Annotated in this window: 19 protein-coding genes and 1 pseudogene; 9 read left to right on the top strand and 11 right to left on the bottom strand. The window is 57.9% G+C overall.

Annotation, left to right across the window (positions count from 1 at the left end; translation table 11 throughout):
• The first annotated feature begins 8 nt into the window (after positions 1 to 8).
• Together J5278_RS12675 and J5278_RS12670 are read left to right on the top strand one after the other, a co-directional pair.
• Positions 9 to 1,541 carry a glycosyltransferase family 39 protein gene (locus J5278_RS12675; protein ID WP_209183453.1) on the top strand — a complete coding sequence of 511 codons (1,533 nt, stop codon included), beginning with the start codon at positions 9 to 11 and terminating at the stop codon, positions 1,539 to 1,541.
• Positions 1,542 to 1,770: 229 nt separating this feature from the next.
• Positions 1,771 to 2,724 (top strand): murein L,D-transpeptidase catalytic domain family protein, encoded by a 954-nt coding sequence (locus J5278_RS12670; RefSeq protein ID WP_257623403.1) that lies wholly within the window; start codon positions 1,771 to 1,773, stop codon positions 2,722 to 2,724.
• A gap of 45 nt (positions 2,725 to 2,769) precedes the next feature.
• Here the strand turns inward: J5278_RS12670 and J5278_RS12665 are convergent, their stop codons facing one another.
• From J5278_RS12665 to J5278_RS12630, 8 genes and pseudogenes are all read right to left on the bottom strand, one after another.
• A complete protein-coding gene (locus J5278_RS12665; RefSeq protein ID WP_209183455.1) occupies positions 2,770 to 3,561 on the bottom strand; it encodes a sulfite exporter TauE/SafE family protein in 792 nt (263 codons plus the stop codon).
• Positions 3,562 to 3,583: 22 nt separating this feature from the next.
• A complete protein-coding gene (gene argC, locus J5278_RS12660; RefSeq protein ID WP_209183457.1) occupies positions 3,584 to 4,516 on the bottom strand; it encodes an N-acetyl-gamma-glutamyl-phosphate reductase in 933 nt (310 codons plus the stop codon).
• Positions 4,517 to 4,598: 82 nt separating this feature from the next.
• Positions 4,599 to 5,552, bottom strand: a complete 954-nt coding sequence (gene speB / locus J5278_RS12655; protein ID WP_209183459.1) for an agmatinase — start codon at positions 5,550 to 5,552, stop codon at positions 4,599 to 4,601.
• A 123-nt stretch (positions 5,553 to 5,675) separates the two neighbouring features.
• Positions 5,676 to 5,972, bottom strand: a complete 297-nt coding sequence (locus tag J5278_RS12650; RefSeq protein WP_209183461.1) for an addiction module antidote protein — start codon at positions 5,970 to 5,972, stop codon at positions 5,676 to 5,678.
• Positions 5,973 to 6,263 (bottom strand): annotated as a pseudogene (locus J5278_RS12645) (type II toxin-antitoxin system RelE/ParE family toxin).
• Positions 6,264 to 6,386: 123 nt separating this feature from the next.
• A complete protein-coding gene (rpsI, locus tag J5278_RS12640) occupies positions 6,387 to 6,857 on the bottom strand; it encodes a 30S ribosomal protein S9 (RefSeq protein WP_111220548.1) in 471 nt (156 codons plus the stop codon).
• 2 nt (positions 6,858 to 6,859) lie between these two features.
• On the bottom strand, positions 6,860 to 7,324 hold the full coding sequence (gene rplM / locus J5278_RS12635) for a 50S ribosomal protein L13 (protein ID WP_111220549.1): 465 nt from the start codon (positions 7,322 to 7,324) through the stop codon (positions 6,860 to 6,862).
• A 593-nt stretch (positions 7,325 to 7,917) separates the two neighbouring features.
• Positions 7,918 to 8,244 (bottom strand): hypothetical protein, encoded by a 327-nt coding sequence (locus J5278_RS12630; protein ID WP_142829518.1) that lies wholly within the window; start codon positions 8,242 to 8,244, stop codon positions 7,918 to 7,920.
• Between the two features lie 109 nt (positions 8,245 to 8,353).
• Here J5278_RS12630 and J5278_RS12625 point away from each other — a divergent pair, with 109 nt between their 5' ends.
• Complete coding sequence (locus J5278_RS12625) at positions 8,354 to 8,785, top strand: CoA-binding protein (protein ID WP_209183463.1); 432 nt, start codon at positions 8,354 to 8,356, stop codon at positions 8,783 to 8,785.
• Between the two features lie 118 nt (positions 8,786 to 8,903).
• Positions 8,904 to 10,187, top strand: a complete 1,284-nt coding sequence (locus J5278_RS12620; RefSeq protein ID WP_209183465.1) for an O-acetylhomoserine aminocarboxypropyltransferase — start codon at positions 8,904 to 8,906, stop codon at positions 10,185 to 10,187.
• A gap of 35 nt (positions 10,188 to 10,222) precedes the next feature.
• Here the strand turns inward: J5278_RS12620 and drt5 are convergent, their stop codons facing one another.
• Positions 10,223 to 11,779, bottom strand: a complete 1,557-nt coding sequence (gene drt5 / locus J5278_RS12615) for an antiviral reverse transcriptase Drt5 (RefSeq protein ID WP_209183467.1) — start codon at positions 11,777 to 11,779, stop codon at positions 10,223 to 10,225.
• 227 nt (positions 11,780 to 12,006) lie between these two features.
• Between drt5 and J5278_RS12610 the strand changes: the two genes are divergently transcribed.
• The 5 genes from J5278_RS12610 (at position 12,007) to pstB (ending at position 16,455) form a co-directional block, all read left to right on the top strand.
• The gene (locus tag J5278_RS12610) at positions 12,007 to 12,351 is read left to right on the top strand and encodes a cupin domain-containing protein (protein WP_209183469.1); all 345 of its coding nucleotides are present in this window, start codon (positions 12,007 to 12,009) and stop codon (positions 12,349 to 12,351) included.
• Between the two features lie 301 nt (positions 12,352 to 12,652).
• Positions 12,653 to 13,678, top strand: a complete 1,026-nt coding sequence (gene pstS, locus J5278_RS12605) for a phosphate ABC transporter substrate-binding protein PstS (RefSeq protein ID WP_209183471.1) — start codon at positions 12,653 to 12,655, stop codon at positions 13,676 to 13,678.
• 76 nt (positions 13,679 to 13,754) lie between these two features.
• Positions 13,755 to 14,726 carry a phosphate ABC transporter permease subunit PstC gene (gene pstC / locus J5278_RS12600; protein WP_209183472.1) on the top strand — a complete coding sequence of 324 codons (972 nt, stop codon included), beginning with the start codon at positions 13,755 to 13,757 and terminating at the stop codon, positions 14,724 to 14,726.
• Positions 14,727 to 14,737: 11 nt separating this feature from the next.
• Positions 14,738 to 15,589 (top strand): phosphate ABC transporter permease PstA, encoded by an 852-nt coding sequence (gene pstA / locus J5278_RS12595; RefSeq protein WP_142829506.1) that lies wholly within the window; start codon positions 14,738 to 14,740, stop codon positions 15,587 to 15,589.
• A gap of 29 nt (positions 15,590 to 15,618) precedes the next feature.
• On the top strand, positions 15,619 to 16,455 hold the full coding sequence (gene pstB / locus J5278_RS12590) for a phosphate ABC transporter ATP-binding protein PstB (RefSeq protein WP_142829504.1): 837 nt from the start codon (positions 15,619 to 15,621) through the stop codon (positions 16,453 to 16,455).
• Between the two features lie 109 nt (positions 16,456 to 16,564).
• Here pstB and J5278_RS12585 read toward each other — a convergent pair whose 3' ends face one another.
• Together J5278_RS12585 and J5278_RS12580 are read right to left on the bottom strand one after the other, a co-directional pair.
• Positions 16,565 to 16,951: a type II toxin-antitoxin system VapC family toxin gene (locus J5278_RS12585; RefSeq protein WP_209183474.1), complete on the bottom strand. Its 387-nt coding sequence runs from the start codon at positions 16,949 to 16,951 to the stop codon at positions 16,565 to 16,567.
• A complete protein-coding gene (locus J5278_RS12580) occupies positions 16,948 to 17,157 on the bottom strand; it encodes a hypothetical protein (protein WP_209183476.1) in 210 nt (69 codons plus the stop codon). Before J5278_RS12580 ends, J5278_RS12585 begins: the two co-directional genes overlap by 4 nt.
• Positions 17,158 to 17,166: the final 9 nt, after the last annotated feature.

The raw sequence follows: 17,166 nt of genomic DNA, 5'->3' as shown, positions 1-17,166 counted from the left end.
TGTCGCCGATGGGATTGCTCGACAGGGATGCGCCCCTCGGCACCCGCATATTCTGGATTGCCTGCGTCGCGATAACCCTGCTCGGCCTTGCGTTGCGGCTGCCCAACCTGGCTACCCGGTCGCTGTGGCTGGATGAGGCCTATACTGCATGGTTTGCCGCCCAGCCGCTGCGTGCGCTGTGGACCGACGTGCCGCTCTACGAAACCCATCCGCCGATGTACTATACCCTCCTCAAGGGCTGGACGATGCTGTTCGGCAACTCGGAGGCCGCCCTTCGCATGCCGTCGGTGCTGGCAAGCGTCGCCACCATCCTGCTGGTGGCGGGAGCCGGTCGCATCCTCAATGCCGGTCCACGTGGCGACCGGATTGCACTGCTGGCGGCGCTGCTTCTGGCGATCAACGCGGGCAGCATATACTATGCGCAGCAGGCGCGGCCCTATGCGCTGGAAACCTTTGCCGCATCCATTGCCATTCTCTCGGCGCTGGTGCTGCTGCAGCGGCTGCGGGCCGGGGCTGAACAGTCTTTTCTCCTGCGCCCTCTCGTGTCACCGATTGCAGCGCTGGGTCTCTCTACGGCCGCAACCATGTGGCTGCACGACACCGGTATCCTGGTCGCCCTCGGGATATGGGTCGGGCTGATAACGTCGCTGCTTGTCTTCATTCCCGGTTGCCGGGCAGGGCAGGCACTGGCTGTCGCCTTGCCGGGCGTCCTGGCGCTCCTGCTGTGGTCGCCCTTCCTGCCGATGTTCATCCGGCAAAATTCCGGCATGGCATCGCTTGCCTTCTGGATCACCTTCTCACCCTGGGATCTCTTGACCGCCTGGTTCCTGATCGCAGGCGGTTATCTGCCCTTCATTCCCGCCGTGCTGCTGTTCTTCGCCGGTATGGCGTCGGTCTGGCGCAATCAGCGGCCACTGGCAGCGCTCATCTTGGTCGTGGTGCTCCTGCCCTGGGCGACAATGCTGGCGATCAGCTATTTCATAAAGCCTGTCTACATCGACCGCCTGTTCGAATGGATGGCGCCGACCGTGCTCGGATTGATCGCCATCGGCATGCTGACCAGAAGCCGCTGGTCAAGCCTGCGACTGGTGACGGCCGTGCTGTTCATCGGCATGTGCCTGATGTCGACCAACGCAGTCTATCACCTCGATACAGAGGACTGGCGCGGCCTCGTCGCATCCATCGCGGCAGATGCCGAGCCCGGCGATCTGGTCATAGCCTCCCCGAACGAACTCGATGCTCCCATGCGGTATTACATTGCCCGCACGCAGCCATTCCCGGATCTGATGGTGCTGCCGGCGCCGTTTCCAGCGCTCGGTATGCCACGCGTCTACGTCAGCAATCGCGGCGCGCCGAAAATCATGCCCGAGGATCGTCAAAAGGTTAGGGCAGCTCTGGAGACGCACCGACGCGTCTGGCTGATCGAGCGGGCAACCGATCTATACGATCCGCAGGGCCTGATCCGCGCCGAGATCATGGCCAGCCGCCACAAGATATCGTCGCGCATCAGCGACAGCATCTCGCTCGATCTGTTCGAATGAGCGATGCAATCTGCTTCCCCTACCGGGATGTCCAATTAATGAAGCTAGAAACCGTCGGCTCACGAAGGATTGACTCGCCTGTTTACGAAATATGCTCCGAATCGCTCTATCGACTGTGTTTGACGGCTCGCTGCATGCTAGGGGCGAGCCCTGATTCTCTAGGAGTGCTTAGTACGTGCGGTTGCCTTCGACCTTTCGGACCATCGGCCAGACCATTGGCGTCTTCAGCATTGCGGCGCTCCTCGGCAGCGCCGTGCCAGCCTCTGCCGTCCAGCAGTCGGGCTCCTTCCCGTCCTGGCTCGATGCCCATGTCGGGCTCGGGCCGGGCCAGATTGCGCGACCTGTCCTGAAGCGCGCCCGTGCTCTCTACCAGCAGCGCGTCAGCGAAGGCAGGGTCCGGAACCCATGCTATTTTGCGATGGATGCCACCAAGCCGAACGATCCCGGCAGCGAAACTTCCGGTGGCCGCTTCTACATCATCTGCGAGGCCAGCCAGTCGTTTCGCGCGATCGCAGCCGGCCACGGCAGCGGTACGAAGCTTCCAGGCGTCGTCGATTTCTCCAACGGCCGGGAATGTGCCCGCAATTTCGGCAACGCCATGGACTCCAACCTGACGACGGGTGGCTCCTATGTCACCAGCGAGGTGAAGACGTCCTTCAAAGGATATTACAAGTCATCGGGCGTCAAGGACGCTGTCTTCATGCGGTCCTTCCTCCAGTTCGACGGCGAGGGGGATACGGCGAATGCGCGCGCCCGCGTTATCGGCGGTCACGCAGCCGCGAAGGTGGCCGCCATGTGCATGATGAAGGCCCCGGCGAGTCCCTACGCCAACAAGGACGGCTATGTGCCGTTCGGCAATCTGGTCAACTACGCCGGCGGCCGCAGCAATGGCTGCACCAGCTGGTCGCCGACGGATGCCAACCAGGTCATCTCCATGGTTAAGGACAACCCGACGACGCTTTATATCTATCCGGAATCATCGGATATATCAGCCGTTGCCAAGGCTGCTGCGTCCCATGCATCGCTGTCGCAAGCGGGGCTGTACTGGAACGATCAATGCCTGCAGAAGATCGGCACCCCGAAATTCTGGTCGAAGACAACTCTCGAGCCAGTTATCGCCAAGTACAAGGCCGATAATCCCCCGAAGCCCGGAAAGCCGCTTCCCGTCTGCGCACCGCAATAAACGGTTACAGGAAACGGTGGACCTGAGGTCCGTGGGGCTTCCAGTCTAGCGGAAGATGCCATCCAGCGCCGGCATGCCGAGCACGGCGGAGGTGCCGATCAGCGCATAGCAGATCCATCGGAAGGTGCTTTCGCGGGCGAGGCCGAAGAGCCTCGTTCCACCGTAAAGCCCGAGCACATAGCTCGGCAGGATCACAACCGTCAGCGCGAACACCTGCGCCACGAACAGGCCGCTGGTATAGTAGCTGACGACGCTGAGAATGGTCGAGATCGAGAAGTACAGGATGATGTTGGAACGGACGCGGGTAAAGTTGCTCTTGCCACCGAGCCAGAAGGCGACGACCGGCGGCCCGCCAAGCTGGGCCGCACCACTGAACAACCCGGCAATGAAACCGACCGCCGCCGTCAACGGCCGCGTAGGCTCGCCATGGTAGCGCCAGCCGGATACCAGCAGCGTCAGCAGGCAGGCAGCGATTGCAGTGATCAGCCAGCGCAGCAGGAGAGGATCCATCAGCGCGAGAACGGCAGTGCCGAGCGGTACCCCGATGATAGCCCCGACCGCCATCGTCACGACCTCGCGCCGGTTTGCCAGATGAAAGGCCGGACGTACCATGCCAAGCGTCGCCAGCCCGTCGACCACCAGCAGCACCGGTGAGATCAATCTTGGGCCAATCAGTGCACCACCGAGCGGAATGAGGATCAGCGCCGCGCCAAAGCCCGAAAATCCGCGCGCAAGACCGGCAACGAGGGCGATGGCGACAAGCGCCACCAGACCATGTGCAGGCAGGGATGCGATAAACCAGGCGTCAACGGCAGCCCGCAGCGCATCCAGAGACATTGCTTGGCTTACTCCCGGGATTTCAGGCGGACAGCATCAGGTCCATGTTCTGCACGGCAGCACCTGAAGCGCCCTTGCCGAGATTGTCGAGCAGCGCCACCAGATTGACCTGGCTGCCACCCGGCGTCCCGAACACAAATAGCTTCATCGTATCCTTGCCGGCCAGTTCGACCGCATCGACGCGGGGCTGGGCGCGGCTGGCATCAAGCGACACCACCTCGACGATATCCTGTCCGGCGTAGTAATCCGTGAGCGCCGCGTGGATGGTTTCCAGCGTCGTTCCTTGCGCCAAGGCATCCAGATGCAACGGGACCTGGACGATCATGCCCTGCGGAAACTTGCCGACCGACGGCGAGAAGAGCGGTGCGCGGTCGAGCAGTCCATGGGTGGTCATTTCAGGCACATGCTTGTGATTGAGCGGCAGGCCATACAGGAAGTGCGGCGAGGAGATCGAGTCAGGCCGGCTCGGGTCTTCCATCTGGGCGATCATCTGCTTGCCACCGCCGGTATAGCCGGAGACCGCATTGACGGTAACGGGATAGCCATCAGGCAGCATGCCGGCAGCCCTCAGCGGCCTTATCAGCGCGATGGCACCGGTAGGGTAGCAGCCAGGATTGGCGACGAGACGCGCCGCCGCGATCTTGGCGTCCTGGCCCTTGGCCATCTCGGCAAAGCCGTAGGCCCAGTTCGGGTCTATACGGTGAGCCGTCGAGGTGTCGATGATGCGGACATTGTTGTTGCCGGACACCATGGCCACCGCTTCGCTGGAAGCATCGTCCGGCAGGCAGAGAATAGCGATGTCGGCGCTGTTCAGCATATCTTCGCGAATTGCCGCATCGCGCCTCTGTGCTTCCGGGATCGACAGCAATTCGACATCGCGACGATCGGCCATGCGCGTGCGGATCTGCAGGCCCGTGGTGCCGTGTTCGCCATCGATGAAGATTTTCGGTGCCATGATCGTCCTGCACTTTCAAAGGGTTCGCGTGATTTACGGAATCAATATGCCATCAACTTGATTCAGAATGATAACAACCGCCTCAGCGGCCTGTCGCCAGTCGCCCGGCATACGATCCGAGCATATACATTGCCACCGTGGCGCCCGCAATGGCGGTGATATCGGCGTGGTCGTAGGCTGGCGCCACCTCGACGACATCCGCGCCCCGGATATCGAGCGATGACAACCGCTGCAACACCGATAGTATTTTGGCGCTCGACGGGCCCCCGGCGACAGGCGTTCCGGTGCCGGGTGCATAGGCAGGATCGAGGCAGTCGATGTCGAAGGTTAGATAGGCCGGCGCACCGGCGGTGCGGGCGAGGATCCGGGCGGCGATGTCGGATGCTGTCATGTCCTCTACTTCGTAGCCATGGATCATCTCTATGCCGCAATCCTCCGGCGCCTGGGTGCGGATGCCGATCTGGATCGAGCGGGAGGCATCGATCAACCCGTCGCGTACCGCCCGCCCGACAAAGGAACCATGATCGATGCGCCCGGCCTCGTCAGTCCAGGTGTCCTGATGGGCGTCGAACTGCACCATTGCCAGCGGCCCGTGCCGCGCGACATGGGCTTTCAAGAGCGGCCAGGTAATGAAGTGATCGCCGCCGAGTGTCAGCAGGAAGGCACCGCTGTCGAGCAGCGTGTTGGCCTGGCGTTCGATGGCAGCAGGCGTGGCTGCGTGGTTGCCATAGTCGAGCAGGCAGTCGCCGTAGTCGATGACAGACATTTCGGCAAAAAGGTCGCGGGCGAACGGATACTGTGGATCGTTGTCAAAAATCGCCGAAGCTCGCCGGATCGCCTGCGGCCCAAAGCGGGCGCCGGGGCGATTGGAGGTGGCCGCATCGAAGGGGATGCCCCAGACGACGGCATCAGCGCCCGTCGGGTCCTTGCTGAAACGCCGGCGCATGAAGGAAAGGGCGCCGGCGAAGGTCGGGTCGCTGGCGGCCGAGGTGGGGGAGGTTGCGGTGAAAGCATGGTCGATGGATTTATTGGCCAAGCTAAGCCCCTGAAGTTCTTGTCTTGATTGTGGCGGTTGGATTTAAACAGCTTCGGTGCTGTTTTCACGTCAAGTTCGGACTGTAAATCAGCAACAGGGCAGCGACCAGTCATCGCTTCGGTGTTAGGCGGCGTTCTGATCTGCGGAGACGGATACTTTCAACCCGAGCGCCTTGATAACGCCGAAGAAGGTCGACAAACGCGGATCACCGGCTTCGCTGAGTGACTTGTAGAGCGCTTCCCGGCTCACGCCTGCGTCTTTGGCAACAGCTGTCATGCCGACGGCCCGCGCGACATCTCCGAGCGCATGCGCAATCACCGCTGGATCGCCATCTTCAAAAGCTGCCTCCAGATACATCATGCGGTCGTCAGCTGTTTTCAGATGGTCGAGGACATCGAAACGAGTGGTTTCCAAGGGCATTCAGATCTCCTTTGCCAGTTGCTGGGCGAGGGCTATGTCACGGCTTTGCGATGATTTGTCGCCGCCGCAGAGAAGAATGACCAGTGTCTCGCCGGACCTTGCGAAATATATGCGATAGCCGGGACCATGGGGTACTCGCATTTCGCTGACACCATAGCCGACAGGCTTGACATCCCCCGGATTTCCAAGCTCGAGTCGTCAGATGCGGACGACGATACGCTTGCGGGCCTGGTCGTCGCGGAGCGCATCCAGCCATTTCGCGAACATCAGGGTCTGACGCACCTCGATCATGCGTGAACTATAGTTCACGAAATTATTTTGTCAAAATGCCATTCACTGCCGATACAAGCTCACCACAACGAAAAAAGGCGGCGCCGAAGCACCGCCTTTCCGAAGTCCGAAGACCACAAGCGATTAACGCTTGGAGAACTGGAACGAACGACGGGCCTTCGCCTTGCCGTACTTCTTACGTTCAACAACGCGGCTGTCGCGTGTCAGGAAGCCACCCTTCTTCAGAACGCCGCGCAGGCCGGGTTCGAAGTAGGTGAGGGCCTTGGAGATGCCGTGACGTACGGCACCGGCCTGGCCGGAGAGACCGCCGCCAGCAACCGTGGCGATGATGTCGAACTGGCCGTCGCGGGCAGCAGCGACGATCGGCTGGCGCAGGATCATCTGCAGAACCGGACGTGCGAAATATGTTGCGAATTCGCGGCCGTTGATGATGATCTTGCCGGAGCCTGGCTTGATCCAGACGCGGGCAACGGCGTTCTTGCGCTTGCCGGTGGCGTAGGAACGGCCGAGCGAGTCGACCTTGCGAACGTGAACCGGAGCAGAAGGCTGTTCCGAAACCGTGCCGAGATCCTTCAGGGAAGAGAGGTCAGCCATACTCAGGCGCTCCTTGTGTTCTTGCTGTTCAGCGCGGCGACGTCGAGAACGGTCGGCTGCTGCGCTTCATGGGGATGGTTGGAGCCGGTGTAGACGCGCAGGTTCTTCATCTGGCGACGGCCGAGCGGGCCGCGGGGAACCATGCGTTCGACAGCCTTTTCGAGAACGCGCTCAGGAAAGCGGCCTTCGATCAGCTGGCGAGCGGTACGCTCCTTGATGCCGCCGGCATAACCGGTGTGCCAGTAGTAAACCTTGTCTTCGTACTTCTTGCCGGTGAAGACGACCTTCTCGGCATTGATGACGATGACGTTGTCGCCGTCGTCGACGTGCGGAGTGAAGGTAGCCTTATGCTTGCCACGCAGACGCATTGCGATAACAGAAGCGAGACGACCAACGACGAGCCCTTCGGCGTCGATGATGATCCACTTCTTCTCCACCTCTGCAGGCTTCTGGGAGAAGGTTGCCATGTTGTATACTCTCTTTTAGGACCCAGAACCCGAAGGTCAGGGCGTTTCTTGTTGCTTGAATTGGAAAGGCTTGGCCCGGCCAAAAAGAAAGCAGCCCGGAAAGGCTGCGTTTCTGCTGCGGCTTTTAGGGGAAAGCCCATCTCAGGTCAAGATTGGCATTTCGAGAGGGGGTTAAAAATAGTCAATGATATCAACGCTCTAGAGATGTGGTATATCAATACCACAAAATTCTCTGCGTCTGATATTTTCTGTGACTGAAGGTAAAGGCAATCATTTCATCAAAAGTAAGCTTGAAAAGCTTCCACCTCGCGACAACAAGCGTCTACCAAAGAGGGTAAGCTCGAGTGCTCTTGTCGCTAGGCGAGCAACAAAGAAACCTACGTTCGTCCACTGTCACAATGTTGCAATGCACCAAAGGCGGTAGCGGAATATCTGTGGCAACTATAAGATGTTACTGATGGATACCAGAACAAAAGTAGTCCGAAACGGGACAATTGATAGAACCTTGTCCCGCTCCAATTTGGCTCGCTCTTTATCACTCTCAGCTGCGCTCGCTGGCGGTTTCGGAGCTCAAGATAGGCGGCGTACCAAAATCAACGGTCGGGTATGATCTCGTCGTCGTCCAGTTCGCTTGTCGAGTGACAGGTGTAGACCGGACAGTTTTTCGTGTCCTTCGTCGGCAGCGTGTCTTCGAAAGCATATTCGCCAAAATTGCAGGCCCCGCGGTCGCTGACGTAGCGGTCGTAAAGCGTCAGGTTTTTCGTTCGTTCCGCAGGGTGACGGAAAATCACGGCGCGTTCGCGGCCGATCAGCGCCTGCGCTGCCGAGCAACTGTATGACATGGAGTTGTAGCGATTGATCGCCAGTGCGGGCGTGGCCATAGATGCTGCCAAAACGCCGAGTAGGATGATTTTTTGCATGAGACTGTCCTCACAGGTTCGGTTCATGCCTATATACGCACAAGCGGCGGGCTAGTTTCCGCTGGATACGACAAAAACGTAACTGTGATCGAAGCTGGAGATGTCAGCAATGAACCACGACCGTTATGACGATTCCTATATCGCCGACATTCTGCACAGCGTGAAGACCATCGCACTGGTCGGCGCGTCCCCGAATGCTGCACGCCCGAGCAATGGGGTGATGGGCTATCTGCTGGCCAAGGGCTATCACGTGATCCCGGTCAATCCCGGCCTGGTCGGCAAGGAAATCCTCGGCCAGCCGGTGTTCGGCAAGCTTGCCGACATTCCAGAGCCTGTCGATATGGTCGATGTGTTTCGCGCGCCTGAATACCTGGATGCCGTTGTCGAGGACGCGTTGGCGCTTCCGGCCAAGCCGCAGGTTATCTGGTCGCAGCTCGACATCCGCGACGACGCCGCCGCAGAAAAGGCCGAGGCGGCCGGCGTCAAGGTGGTCATGAACCGCTGCCCGGCAATCGAGATCCCTAGGCTTGCTGCCGCCTGATTGATTGCGCCTCGAGTGGTAGGATTTTCTCCGCTTCAGGCGGGATTGAGAAAAGATCGCGATGAATTTGCATCGCTGTCGCGCTATGGTCGCCCTTGAGATTTGAGGGAGGACTACCATGGCGACCATCAACCCAGGCTTCGATACGCTGGCAATCCATGCCGGTGCACAGCCCGACCCGACGACCGGCGCGCGCGCGACGCCGATCTACCAGACGACGGCCTACGTCTTCAGCGACGCGGATGCCGCAGCTGCCTTGTTCGGGCTGCAGCAGTTCGGCAACATCTACACCCGCATCATGAACCCCACCCAGGCCGTGCTCGAGGAACGCGTCGCCGCGCTTGAGGGTGGCACGGCGGCGCTGGCGGTGGCATCCGGCCATGCGGCTCAGCTTCTGGTGTTCCACACCATCATGCAGCCGGGCGACAATTTCGTTGCGGCAAACAAGCTTTACGGCGGTTCGATCAACCAGTTCGGCCATGCCTTCAAGAACTACGGCTGGCAGGCGCGTTGGGCCGATCCGCTGGAGCCCGAGAGTTTCGAGAGCCAGATCGATGATCGCACCCGCGCAATCTTCATCGAGAGCCTTGCCAATCCGGCCGGAACCTTCATCGACATTGCAGCCATCGCCGCCGTCGCCCATCGCCACGGCCTGCCGCTGATCGTCGATAATACGCTGGCCAGCCCCTATCTGATCCGGCCGCTCGAACACGGCGGCGATATCGTCGTGCACTCGCTGACAAAATTCATGGGCGGGCATGGCAATTCGATGGGCGGCGTCATCGTCGATGGCGGCACCTTCGACTGGTCCGCATCCGGCAACTATCCGATGCTGTCGGCGCCGCGCCCGGAATATAACGGCATGGTGCTGCATGCGACCTTCGGTAATTTTGCCTTCGCCATAGCCTGCCGCGTTCTTGGCCTGCGCGATCTCGGTCCGTCCATCGCCCCGTTCAATGCCTTCCTGATCCTCACCGGCATCGAGACGCTGCCGCTCCGCATGCAGCGCCATTGCGACAACGCGCTTGAAGTCGCCAACTGGCTGAAGCGACACCCCAAGGTCGCATGGGTCAAGTATGCCGGTCTTGCCGACGATCCCAACCATGCCTTGCAGCAACGCTATTCGCCTAAGGGTGCCGGCGCCGTCTTCACCTTCGGCCTGAAGAACGGCTACGAGGCGGGAAAGACCTTCGTCGAAAGCCTGACGCTGTTCTCGCATCTCGCCAATGTCGGCGACACGCGCTCGCTTGTCATCCACCCCGCGTCTACCACCCACAAGCAACTGACCGACGAGCAGAAGATCGCCGCCGGTGCCGGTCCCGATGTGGTCCGGCTGTCGGTGGGTATCGAGGATGTGAAGGACATCATCGCCGATCTCGATCAGGCGCTGGGGAAGGTGTAGTGGGGAAGAAGGTATAGTCACCCAATTGTTTGCGACTATTCTTTTATCACGACCGTTGCAATCAAGTGGTTTAGTTGAGAACAGTTTCCAAAATACTTAATTGCATGATTTCGGCTGCCTGCCTTAAGAACCCTACTACCAACGGCAGCCGACCAGCCAAGCCAGTCCGATTGCCCCGTGGACAGTACATTATGTCTCAATTCAGTTAAGCCATATCGAGAATCTGGAATTTCTAAAATTTTTGCTCGCGATATTGGGGTTGCAGATAAATGATTGTATAGAAGATCAATCAACGCCGACGCCCTACTTGTATTCATGAGGTGGTCCTCAAGTATAGATGCGAACCAAAACAGCTGGAACTCCAAAAGTCTAGGTGAGGAGTGGGTGATTTCTTCAATGGATTTGGCAAGAAATTCTTTATCGGCAACTCCGGAGCAAAAACTATAAACACTTTTCGTCAAGTTAGGAAAGTTTCTAATTATATCAGGCAATCTGCCTTCGACTTTTTCTGCGTGGTCGCGCATAATGGTGAGAATAAGCTCGGCATCTTCTTCCTCAATATCTGGTTGAGCGAGTATGTCATTTACATATGCGAGTTCCGCGTCGGTCAGCGAGAATTTTAAAGTAAAAGAATCCTCTTCGCCCTCGCCATCGTAGCCGGTGGCAATTGCTATTCTTCGACGTTTAAGCAATTTTTCCTTCACGGCATCAATTTTATCTTCACGATTTAGATGTTGTGCAGATTTTCGGCTTGTTTTTTGCGGATTTACTGACAAACCCTTGTCTCCCAGCAAATTTTGAACCATTATAAAGTCATTCGTTATTGTATTCTCATTGTCTGAAAATAAATATATGTCGTCCATAAATCTTATTATTTTACTCGATATAAGCCCATGGTAATTTTCTACAAATCGCAGAAAGTCGTTTCCTATCATTTTGGCCGGATAAAGCCCCTGTGGAAGGCAATCAACTGATCGTCCTGAGTTGATTTCGCGGAGCATCTGTCCGAAGCCATTGACCTCGTTCTCTGGCGCTTGCAACTCCCTGAACCAATTTACGACGTCATGGTGATAGATATTGTTAAAATAGGAAGCTACGTCGATGCTGATAAAGTGCTTGTAGCTTTTTGAGTACTCAGAAATGGCGCCTTTGAAAGCTTTATATGCCACTGTAGCGCTAATAGGCGCTCCCTCGTCGAACCTATAGCCGAAATGCTCTCTATCTTTTGAAAAAGGCTTTCGAAAGCGCGATCTGTTTTTGTAGACAGTGTCGTATAGAAAGTATTCGCTTACGGCATCGAGCTTTACAGTTCGGCGGAGATGGTGACCCGGTTTTGCGGCGTAAACTCGACGTTGTGGGAGAAATGAAAAAGCTTTCTCTTTGTCATCGAGGCATTTTTCGATAAACTCTGATAGTTCCTGTTGCCCGTTCTCTATTAAAAAGAGATTTGTCTTCAATGGAAACAGTGTTTTAGGAAAATCATTTCTATAGAAGTCCGCCGTGGAATTCACCGTCGTGGCCGAAGTAGTTGTTGGTTTTGGCATTGTTTTCGACGGCGGAAAAAAAGACGGTCTTGTTGGTAATTTGGGCATTTAGCGCCTTCCAGACTGATCCTGATAAGGTTCCAGCAATACAGGTTTTCCTGCTTTATTCAATCATAAAGAGAATAATAGTTGCGTTGGCTACTTGAGGTGGCCAGTGGGCGTGGGTTGCGCGCGTGTCAATGGCACTGCTTGGGCACAGATTTCGGGAAGTGCAGTTACGATCATTTCGGACTACGCTATAGTAACGAGGCGACCCATCCATTTGCGAGATGCCCATGCCCAACGCCCTCCGCTTCGATCCCGAAACCGTCGCTCCCGAAGAGGGGGCGCCCGCCGCAGACCGCGTGCTTTCCGGCAACCCCCAGTTTCGGACATGGAGCCTCGACGAGGCCGAGGGTGGCATTTACGCCGGCATATGGGAGGCGACTCCCGGATCGTGGCGCATCGTCTACGAGGAGTGGGAATACTTTTCCATTCTGTCGGGGTACTCCATCGTGACAGAGGATGGCGGCGAGGCGCATCATCTTCGCGCCGGCGACCGCATGGTCTTGAAACCCGGCTTCAGCGGAAGCTGGGAAGTGATTGAAACGACTCGCAAGGATTATGTCGTGCGGCTTTAGGATAGGGCGCAGGCTCCCGCCTGGCCGTTGCACTCGACGACGATGGCCTAGCTTCCGTGACGAGCGGCAGTCGCTGTCTGCCCAGCCCCATTGGCGCGGTCTGCATTCTCGATCCACGCGGCCGCACACGCCCTGAAAACCGTGTCATTTGGCCATCATCAAACTGTCATCAAACTGAAACATTGCAACTATAGAGCCATCCATGTCGCCGGAAGTGGCGGCCGTGATGGATCGATGGACGGTCCGTTTGTGGCTCCCTTCCGCCCGCCATCCGATCATCACTCAAGGAAGTGAGACCCTTATGTTGAATTTGAAAATCCGCACCCTCTGCCTGAGCGCAGGCCTGGTCGTCACCATGACGGCTTCGGCCATGGCTGCCGACATCACCGGCGCTGGTTCGAGCTTCATCGCTCCGGTTCTGTCCAAGTGGGCCGAGGGTTACAAGGCTGCAACCAACAACTCCGTCAACTACCAGTCGGTTGGTTCGGGCGCCGGCATCAAGCAGCTCCTCGACAAGACCATCATCTTCGGCGCTTCGGACAAGCCGATGAGCGACGCCGATCTCGAGAAGAACGGCATTGCCCAGTTCCCGATGATCTCCGGCGGCATCGTCGTTTCCTATAACGTCGAAGGCGTAAAGCCGGGCGAACTCATTCTCGACGGCACGACGCTCGCCGACATCTTCCTCGGCAAGATTGCCAAGTGGGACGATGCTGCGATCAAGGCTCTCAACCCCAACGTAAAGCTACCTTCCACGGCGATCTCCGTCGTTTACCGCGCTGACAGCTCTGGCACGACCTTCAACTTCACTGACTACCTCTCGAAGGTTTCGCCGGATTGGAAGTCGAAAGTTGGTTCCAACACGGCTGTTGAATGGCCGGTCGGTTTCGGCGCCAAGGGTTCGGAAGGCGTTTCCACAACCGTCAACCAGACGGCTGGTTCGATCTCCTACGTTGAATACTCTTACGTCGTCGCCAACCACATCGGTTTCGCGAAGATGAAGAATTCCGCCGGCAAGGTTATCGAGCCTAGCCTCGAAACCTTCAAGGCTGCTGCTTCGAACGCCGATTGGGCACATGCCAAGAACTTCAACCTGATCCTCACAAACCAGCCGGGCGAAAACAGCTGGCCGATTGCAGCGTCTACCTGGGTCATGCTTTACAAGAAGCCTGCCGATCCTGCCGCAAACGCAGAAGCCCTGAAGTTCTTCAAGTGGGCCTACGAGAAGGGCCAGAAGTCGGCGACCGACATGTCCTACCTTGCTGTTCCGGAATCAGTCGCCAAGGTCGTGGAAGAGTCCTGGAAGAAAGACTTCGGCACCAAGTAATCTGTGCTGACTGAAAAACGAGCGGCGGACAGGGTATTGCCCTGTCCGCCTTTAATGACAGGACAAGGAGAAAGCGATGGCTGATGCGACTCAGACGGCTGGATTCCAGACCATGGAAACCTCCGCCGTCACCAGAAAATTCCGGACGCAGGATCGGATTTTCTATTTCATGACGCTCAGCTCGGCTTCTTTTGTCGTGCTTCTGCTGCTGGCAATCCTGACCGTTCTGGTCGTGGATGCCTTGCCAACATTCCAGGCCTTCGGTTTCTCGTTCCTCTGGGGCACAAGGTGGAGCGCTCCCCTGGAGATTTACGGAGCGGTGCCCGCCCTGGTCGGCACGCTGGTGAGTTCGCTCATCGCGATGCTGATTGCAGTTCCGCTGGGCATTGGTATCGCCATCTTCCTGACCGAGCTTTGCCCCGGCAGCCTGCGGCGCCCGATCAGCACCGCCATTGAGCTCTTGGCCGGCGTTCCCTCGATCATCTACGGCATCGTCGGTCTGTTCATGATCGTGCCGCTGATGCAGACTTATGTCCTCCCATTCCTCATGAACACCGTTGGCCAGGTGCCGCTGATCGGGTCGCTCTTCCAGCCACCTGCACCGGGCGTCGGCCTTTTGACGGCAAGCCTCGTGCTGGCCATCATGATCCTGCCGTTCATCACGGCGATTGCCCGCGACGTCTTCACCACCGTGCCGCCGATGCTGCGTGAATCCGCGTACGGCATGGGCATGAGCACCTGGGAAGTGGCGCGCAACATCCTGATACCCTACACACGCCGCGGTCTCGTCGGCGGCATCATGCTCGGCCTTGGGCGTGCGCTCGGCGAAACCATGGCCGTCACCTTCGTTGTCGGCTCCGTCAGCCGCCTGCAGTCGTCGATCATCGCGCCGTCGACCACCATTTCCGCCCAGATCGCCAATAATTTCGGCGACGCCGACGGTCTGCAATTTTCGAGCCTGATGGCACTCGGTCTGCTCCTGTTCGTCCTTTCCTTCTGCGTGCTTGCAGTGGCGAGATGGATGATCGGCCGCGTCGACTCGTTTTGAGGAAGAAAGCCATGGAAAACGCAATTCGTCAGAGGATCATCTCGCGCCGCCATATGACGAACCAGGTCATGATGGCCTTGTCGTTTCTCGCTGCCATCCTCGGCATACTGTTCCTGAGCGTCATCCTCGTGACCTTGGTTTATCGAGGTGTCACGGCACTCAGCCTCGACGTGTTTACGATGTCGATCCCGGCCCAGGGCTCGCGCGGCGGCCTGCTGAACGCCATATACGGTACCTTCATCGTGACCGGTCTGGCGACCCTGCTGGCAGCACCGATCGGCATTCTTGCCGGCACCTACCTGGTAGAATTCGCCAACGGCAGCAAGCTTGCCGAGGTCGCCAAGTTCATCAACGACATCCTGCTCTCCGCACCCTCGATCATCATCGGCGTGTTCGTCTACGGTGTCGTGGTCGTGCCCATGCATGGGAACTCCGCCATCGCCGGCATCCTTGCATTGGCGCTCATCGCCCTCCCGGTCATCAACCGCACGACGCAGGACATGCTTCTCCTGGTGCCGAACTCGCTTCGTGAAGCAACGGCTGCCCTTGGCGCGCCGCGCTGGAAAGCGATGACGACTGTGATATACAAGTCTGCCTGGTCGGGCATCCTGACGGGTATCCTGCTGGCCGTTGCCCGTATCAGTGGCGAGACCGCGCCGTTGCTGTTTACGGCCGGCTATAGCAAGTTCATGCAGGGGGGGCTAACCGGTCCGATCGCCACGCTGCCGGTTGCCATCAACACGCTGGCCGCTGATGCCGGTGAGGATCTGAAGCAATTGGCCTGGGCAGGCGCGCTGATCATCACTGTCGCCATTCTGGCCCTCAATATCATTGCCCGTTTTCTGAGTGGGCGCCGCCAGTGACGCAGCCGCCGAACGATAGGAATAAGACCATGAACATGAGCGACAACAATTTCCTGAGCGTTAACGCACAGTCGGGCAAGGGCGCAGTCTCCGCTTCGGATATTGGTGACCTTCCGAAGCTCGATGTGAAGAACCTCGATTTCACCTATCAGAACGGCCATCGCGTTCTGAAGGGTGTGAACATGAGCATCAGTAAGAATGCCGTGACGGCGTTCATCGGTCCTTCCGGCTGCGGAAAGTCCACGCTGCTGCGCACCTTCAACCGCATGTATGATCTTTATCCGGGCCAGACGGCTTCTGGGGAGATCCTGCTGGACGGTCGCAACATCCTCAGCAAGGACGTCGATCTGAACGATCTGCGTGCCAAGGTTGGCATGGTGTTCCAGAAGCCGACGCCGTTCCCGATGTCGATCTATGAAAACGTCGCTTTTGGCATTCGTCTCTATGAGAAGATTTCCAAGGCGGAGATGGATGCGCGCGTCGAACAGGCGCTGACCGTCACGGCGCTGTGGGGCGAAGTGAAGGACAAGCTGCACCAGAGCGGCCTCGGACTCTCCGGCGGCCAGCAGCAGCGTCTCTGCATCGCCCGCGCCATCGCTGTGAAACCATCCGTCCTGCTGTTGGACGAACCCACATCGGCACTCGACCCGATCTCGACCGCCAAGATCGAGGAACTGGTTGCGCAATTGAAGGGCGATTTCACCATCGTCATCGTCACGCACAACATGCAGCAGGCCAGCCGTATCTCCGACAAGACCGCCTTCATGTATCTCGGCGACCTGATCGAATACGGCGCCACCGACCAGATCTTCCAGGCGCCGAAGAACAAGCGTACCGAAGACTACATCACCGGCCGCTACGGCTGATATCTGCCTGTATCGTATTGCAGATGGCGCTCCGCAAGGGGCGCCATTTTTGTTTGCGGCTTGATAGCGGACAGTTAGGAGTGTGTTCGGAGGGGTCGGAAGGTGGAGTTTACCAGCGCGTTACAACGCCAAACAACGGGATTTTCTCGTCGAGGGTGATCAGCGCCATGTTTTCAAGAATCGCTTGGGCACTGAGAATGCGATCGAAAGGATCGCGATGCGCGCCCGGAAGAAGGGCGCTTCTGACCATGTGTGTACTGGTGATCGGCAAGTTGATAAAGCCGCCGTCTTCGACAGATTTTGAGAAATCCGGCAGCAAACTCAACGCAGTGTCCAGCTGGCCCTTTTGATATTTTGTGACTATCTCCCACGCGGAAGCTGCGCTGACGAAGATGTCGTTTTGCCCGTCAGTGATAAGTTCTCGGGCAGTAACTGAGAGCTTTTTGCTTCCGTTCAGCCACCAAATGAGCGTGTGCGTGTCGAGGAGATACCTCATCCGCCGGTTAACTCGTCAATCTCCTGGTCTGAAAGCGGATGGAAAAATTCCGGGCCGATCTTTAGTTTCCCTTTAAACCGACCTGGCTTGCGCTTCTTCGCACGTTCTGCCCGGGCTATTTCCTCGGATATCTGAGAGCGCTTCAAGAGAGCATTGAGCGTTTCTGTTTCTTGTGCGGTAAGTCTGAGACTGAAATCGTCGGTCATAGTCTCCTC

Origin of the sequence: Rhizobium sp. B21/90 (assembly GCF_019355815.1) — a bacterium.
GTDB lineage: Bacteria > Pseudomonadota > Alphaproteobacteria > Rhizobiales > Rhizobiaceae > Rhizobium > Rhizobium rhododendri.
This window is presented reverse-complemented; position numbering and strand designations above follow the sequence as displayed.

Excerpts from the sequence above, each read along its gene's own strand:
- J5278_RS12675 (WP_209183453.1), top strand. The coding sequence starts at position 9 with ATGGGATTGCTCGACAGGGATGCGCCCCTCGGCACCCGCATATTCTGG.
- J5278_RS12665 (WP_209183455.1), bottom strand. The coding sequence starts at position 3,561 with ATGTCTCTGGATGCGCTGCGGGCTGCCGTTGACGCCTGGTTTATCGCA.
- argC (WP_209183457.1), bottom strand. The coding sequence starts at position 4,516 with ATGGCACCGAAAATCTTCATCGATGGCGAACACGGCACCACGGGCCTG.
- J5278_RS12650 (WP_209183461.1), bottom strand. The coding sequence starts at position 5,972 with ATGCCCTTGGAAACCACTCGTTTCGATGTCCTCGACCATCTGAAAACA.
- rpsI (WP_111220548.1), bottom strand. The coding sequence starts at position 6,857 with ATGGCTGACCTCTCTTCCCTGAAGGATCTCGGCACGGTTTCGGAACAG.
- rplM (WP_111220549.1), bottom strand. The coding sequence starts at position 7,324 with ATGGCAACCTTCTCCCAGAAGCCTGCAGAGGTGGAGAAGAAGTGGATC.
- J5278_RS12630 (WP_142829518.1), bottom strand. The coding sequence starts at position 8,244 with ATGCAAAAAATCATCCTACTCGGCGTTTTGGCAGCATCTATGGCCACG.
- J5278_RS12625 (WP_209183463.1), top strand. The coding sequence starts at position 8,354 with ATGAACCACGACCGTTATGACGATTCCTATATCGCCGACATTCTGCAC.
- J5278_RS12620 (WP_209183465.1), top strand. The coding sequence starts at position 8,904 with ATGGCGACCATCAACCCAGGCTTCGATACGCTGGCAATCCATGCCGGT.
- drt5 (WP_209183467.1), bottom strand. The coding sequence starts at position 11,779 with ATGCCCAAATTACCAACAAGACCGTCTTTTTTTCCGCCGTCGAAAACA.
- J5278_RS12610 (WP_209183469.1), top strand. The coding sequence starts at position 12,007 with ATGCCCAACGCCCTCCGCTTCGATCCCGAAACCGTCGCTCCCGAAGAG.
- pstS (WP_209183471.1), top strand. The coding sequence starts at position 12,653 with ATGTTGAATTTGAAAATCCGCACCCTCTGCCTGAGCGCAGGCCTGGTC.
- pstC (WP_209183472.1), top strand. The coding sequence starts at position 13,755 with ATGGCTGATGCGACTCAGACGGCTGGATTCCAGACCATGGAAACCTCC.
- pstA (WP_142829506.1), top strand. The coding sequence starts at position 14,738 with ATGGAAAACGCAATTCGTCAGAGGATCATCTCGCGCCGCCATATGACG.
- pstB (WP_142829504.1), top strand. The coding sequence starts at position 15,619 with ATGAACATGAGCGACAACAATTTCCTGAGCGTTAACGCACAGTCGGGC.
- J5278_RS12585 (WP_209183474.1), bottom strand. The coding sequence starts at position 16,951 with ATGAGGTATCTCCTCGACACGCACACGCTCATTTGGTGGCTGAACGGA.
- J5278_RS12580 (WP_209183476.1), bottom strand. The coding sequence starts at position 17,157 with ATGACCGACGATTTCAGTCTCAGACTTACCGCACAAGAAACAGAAACG.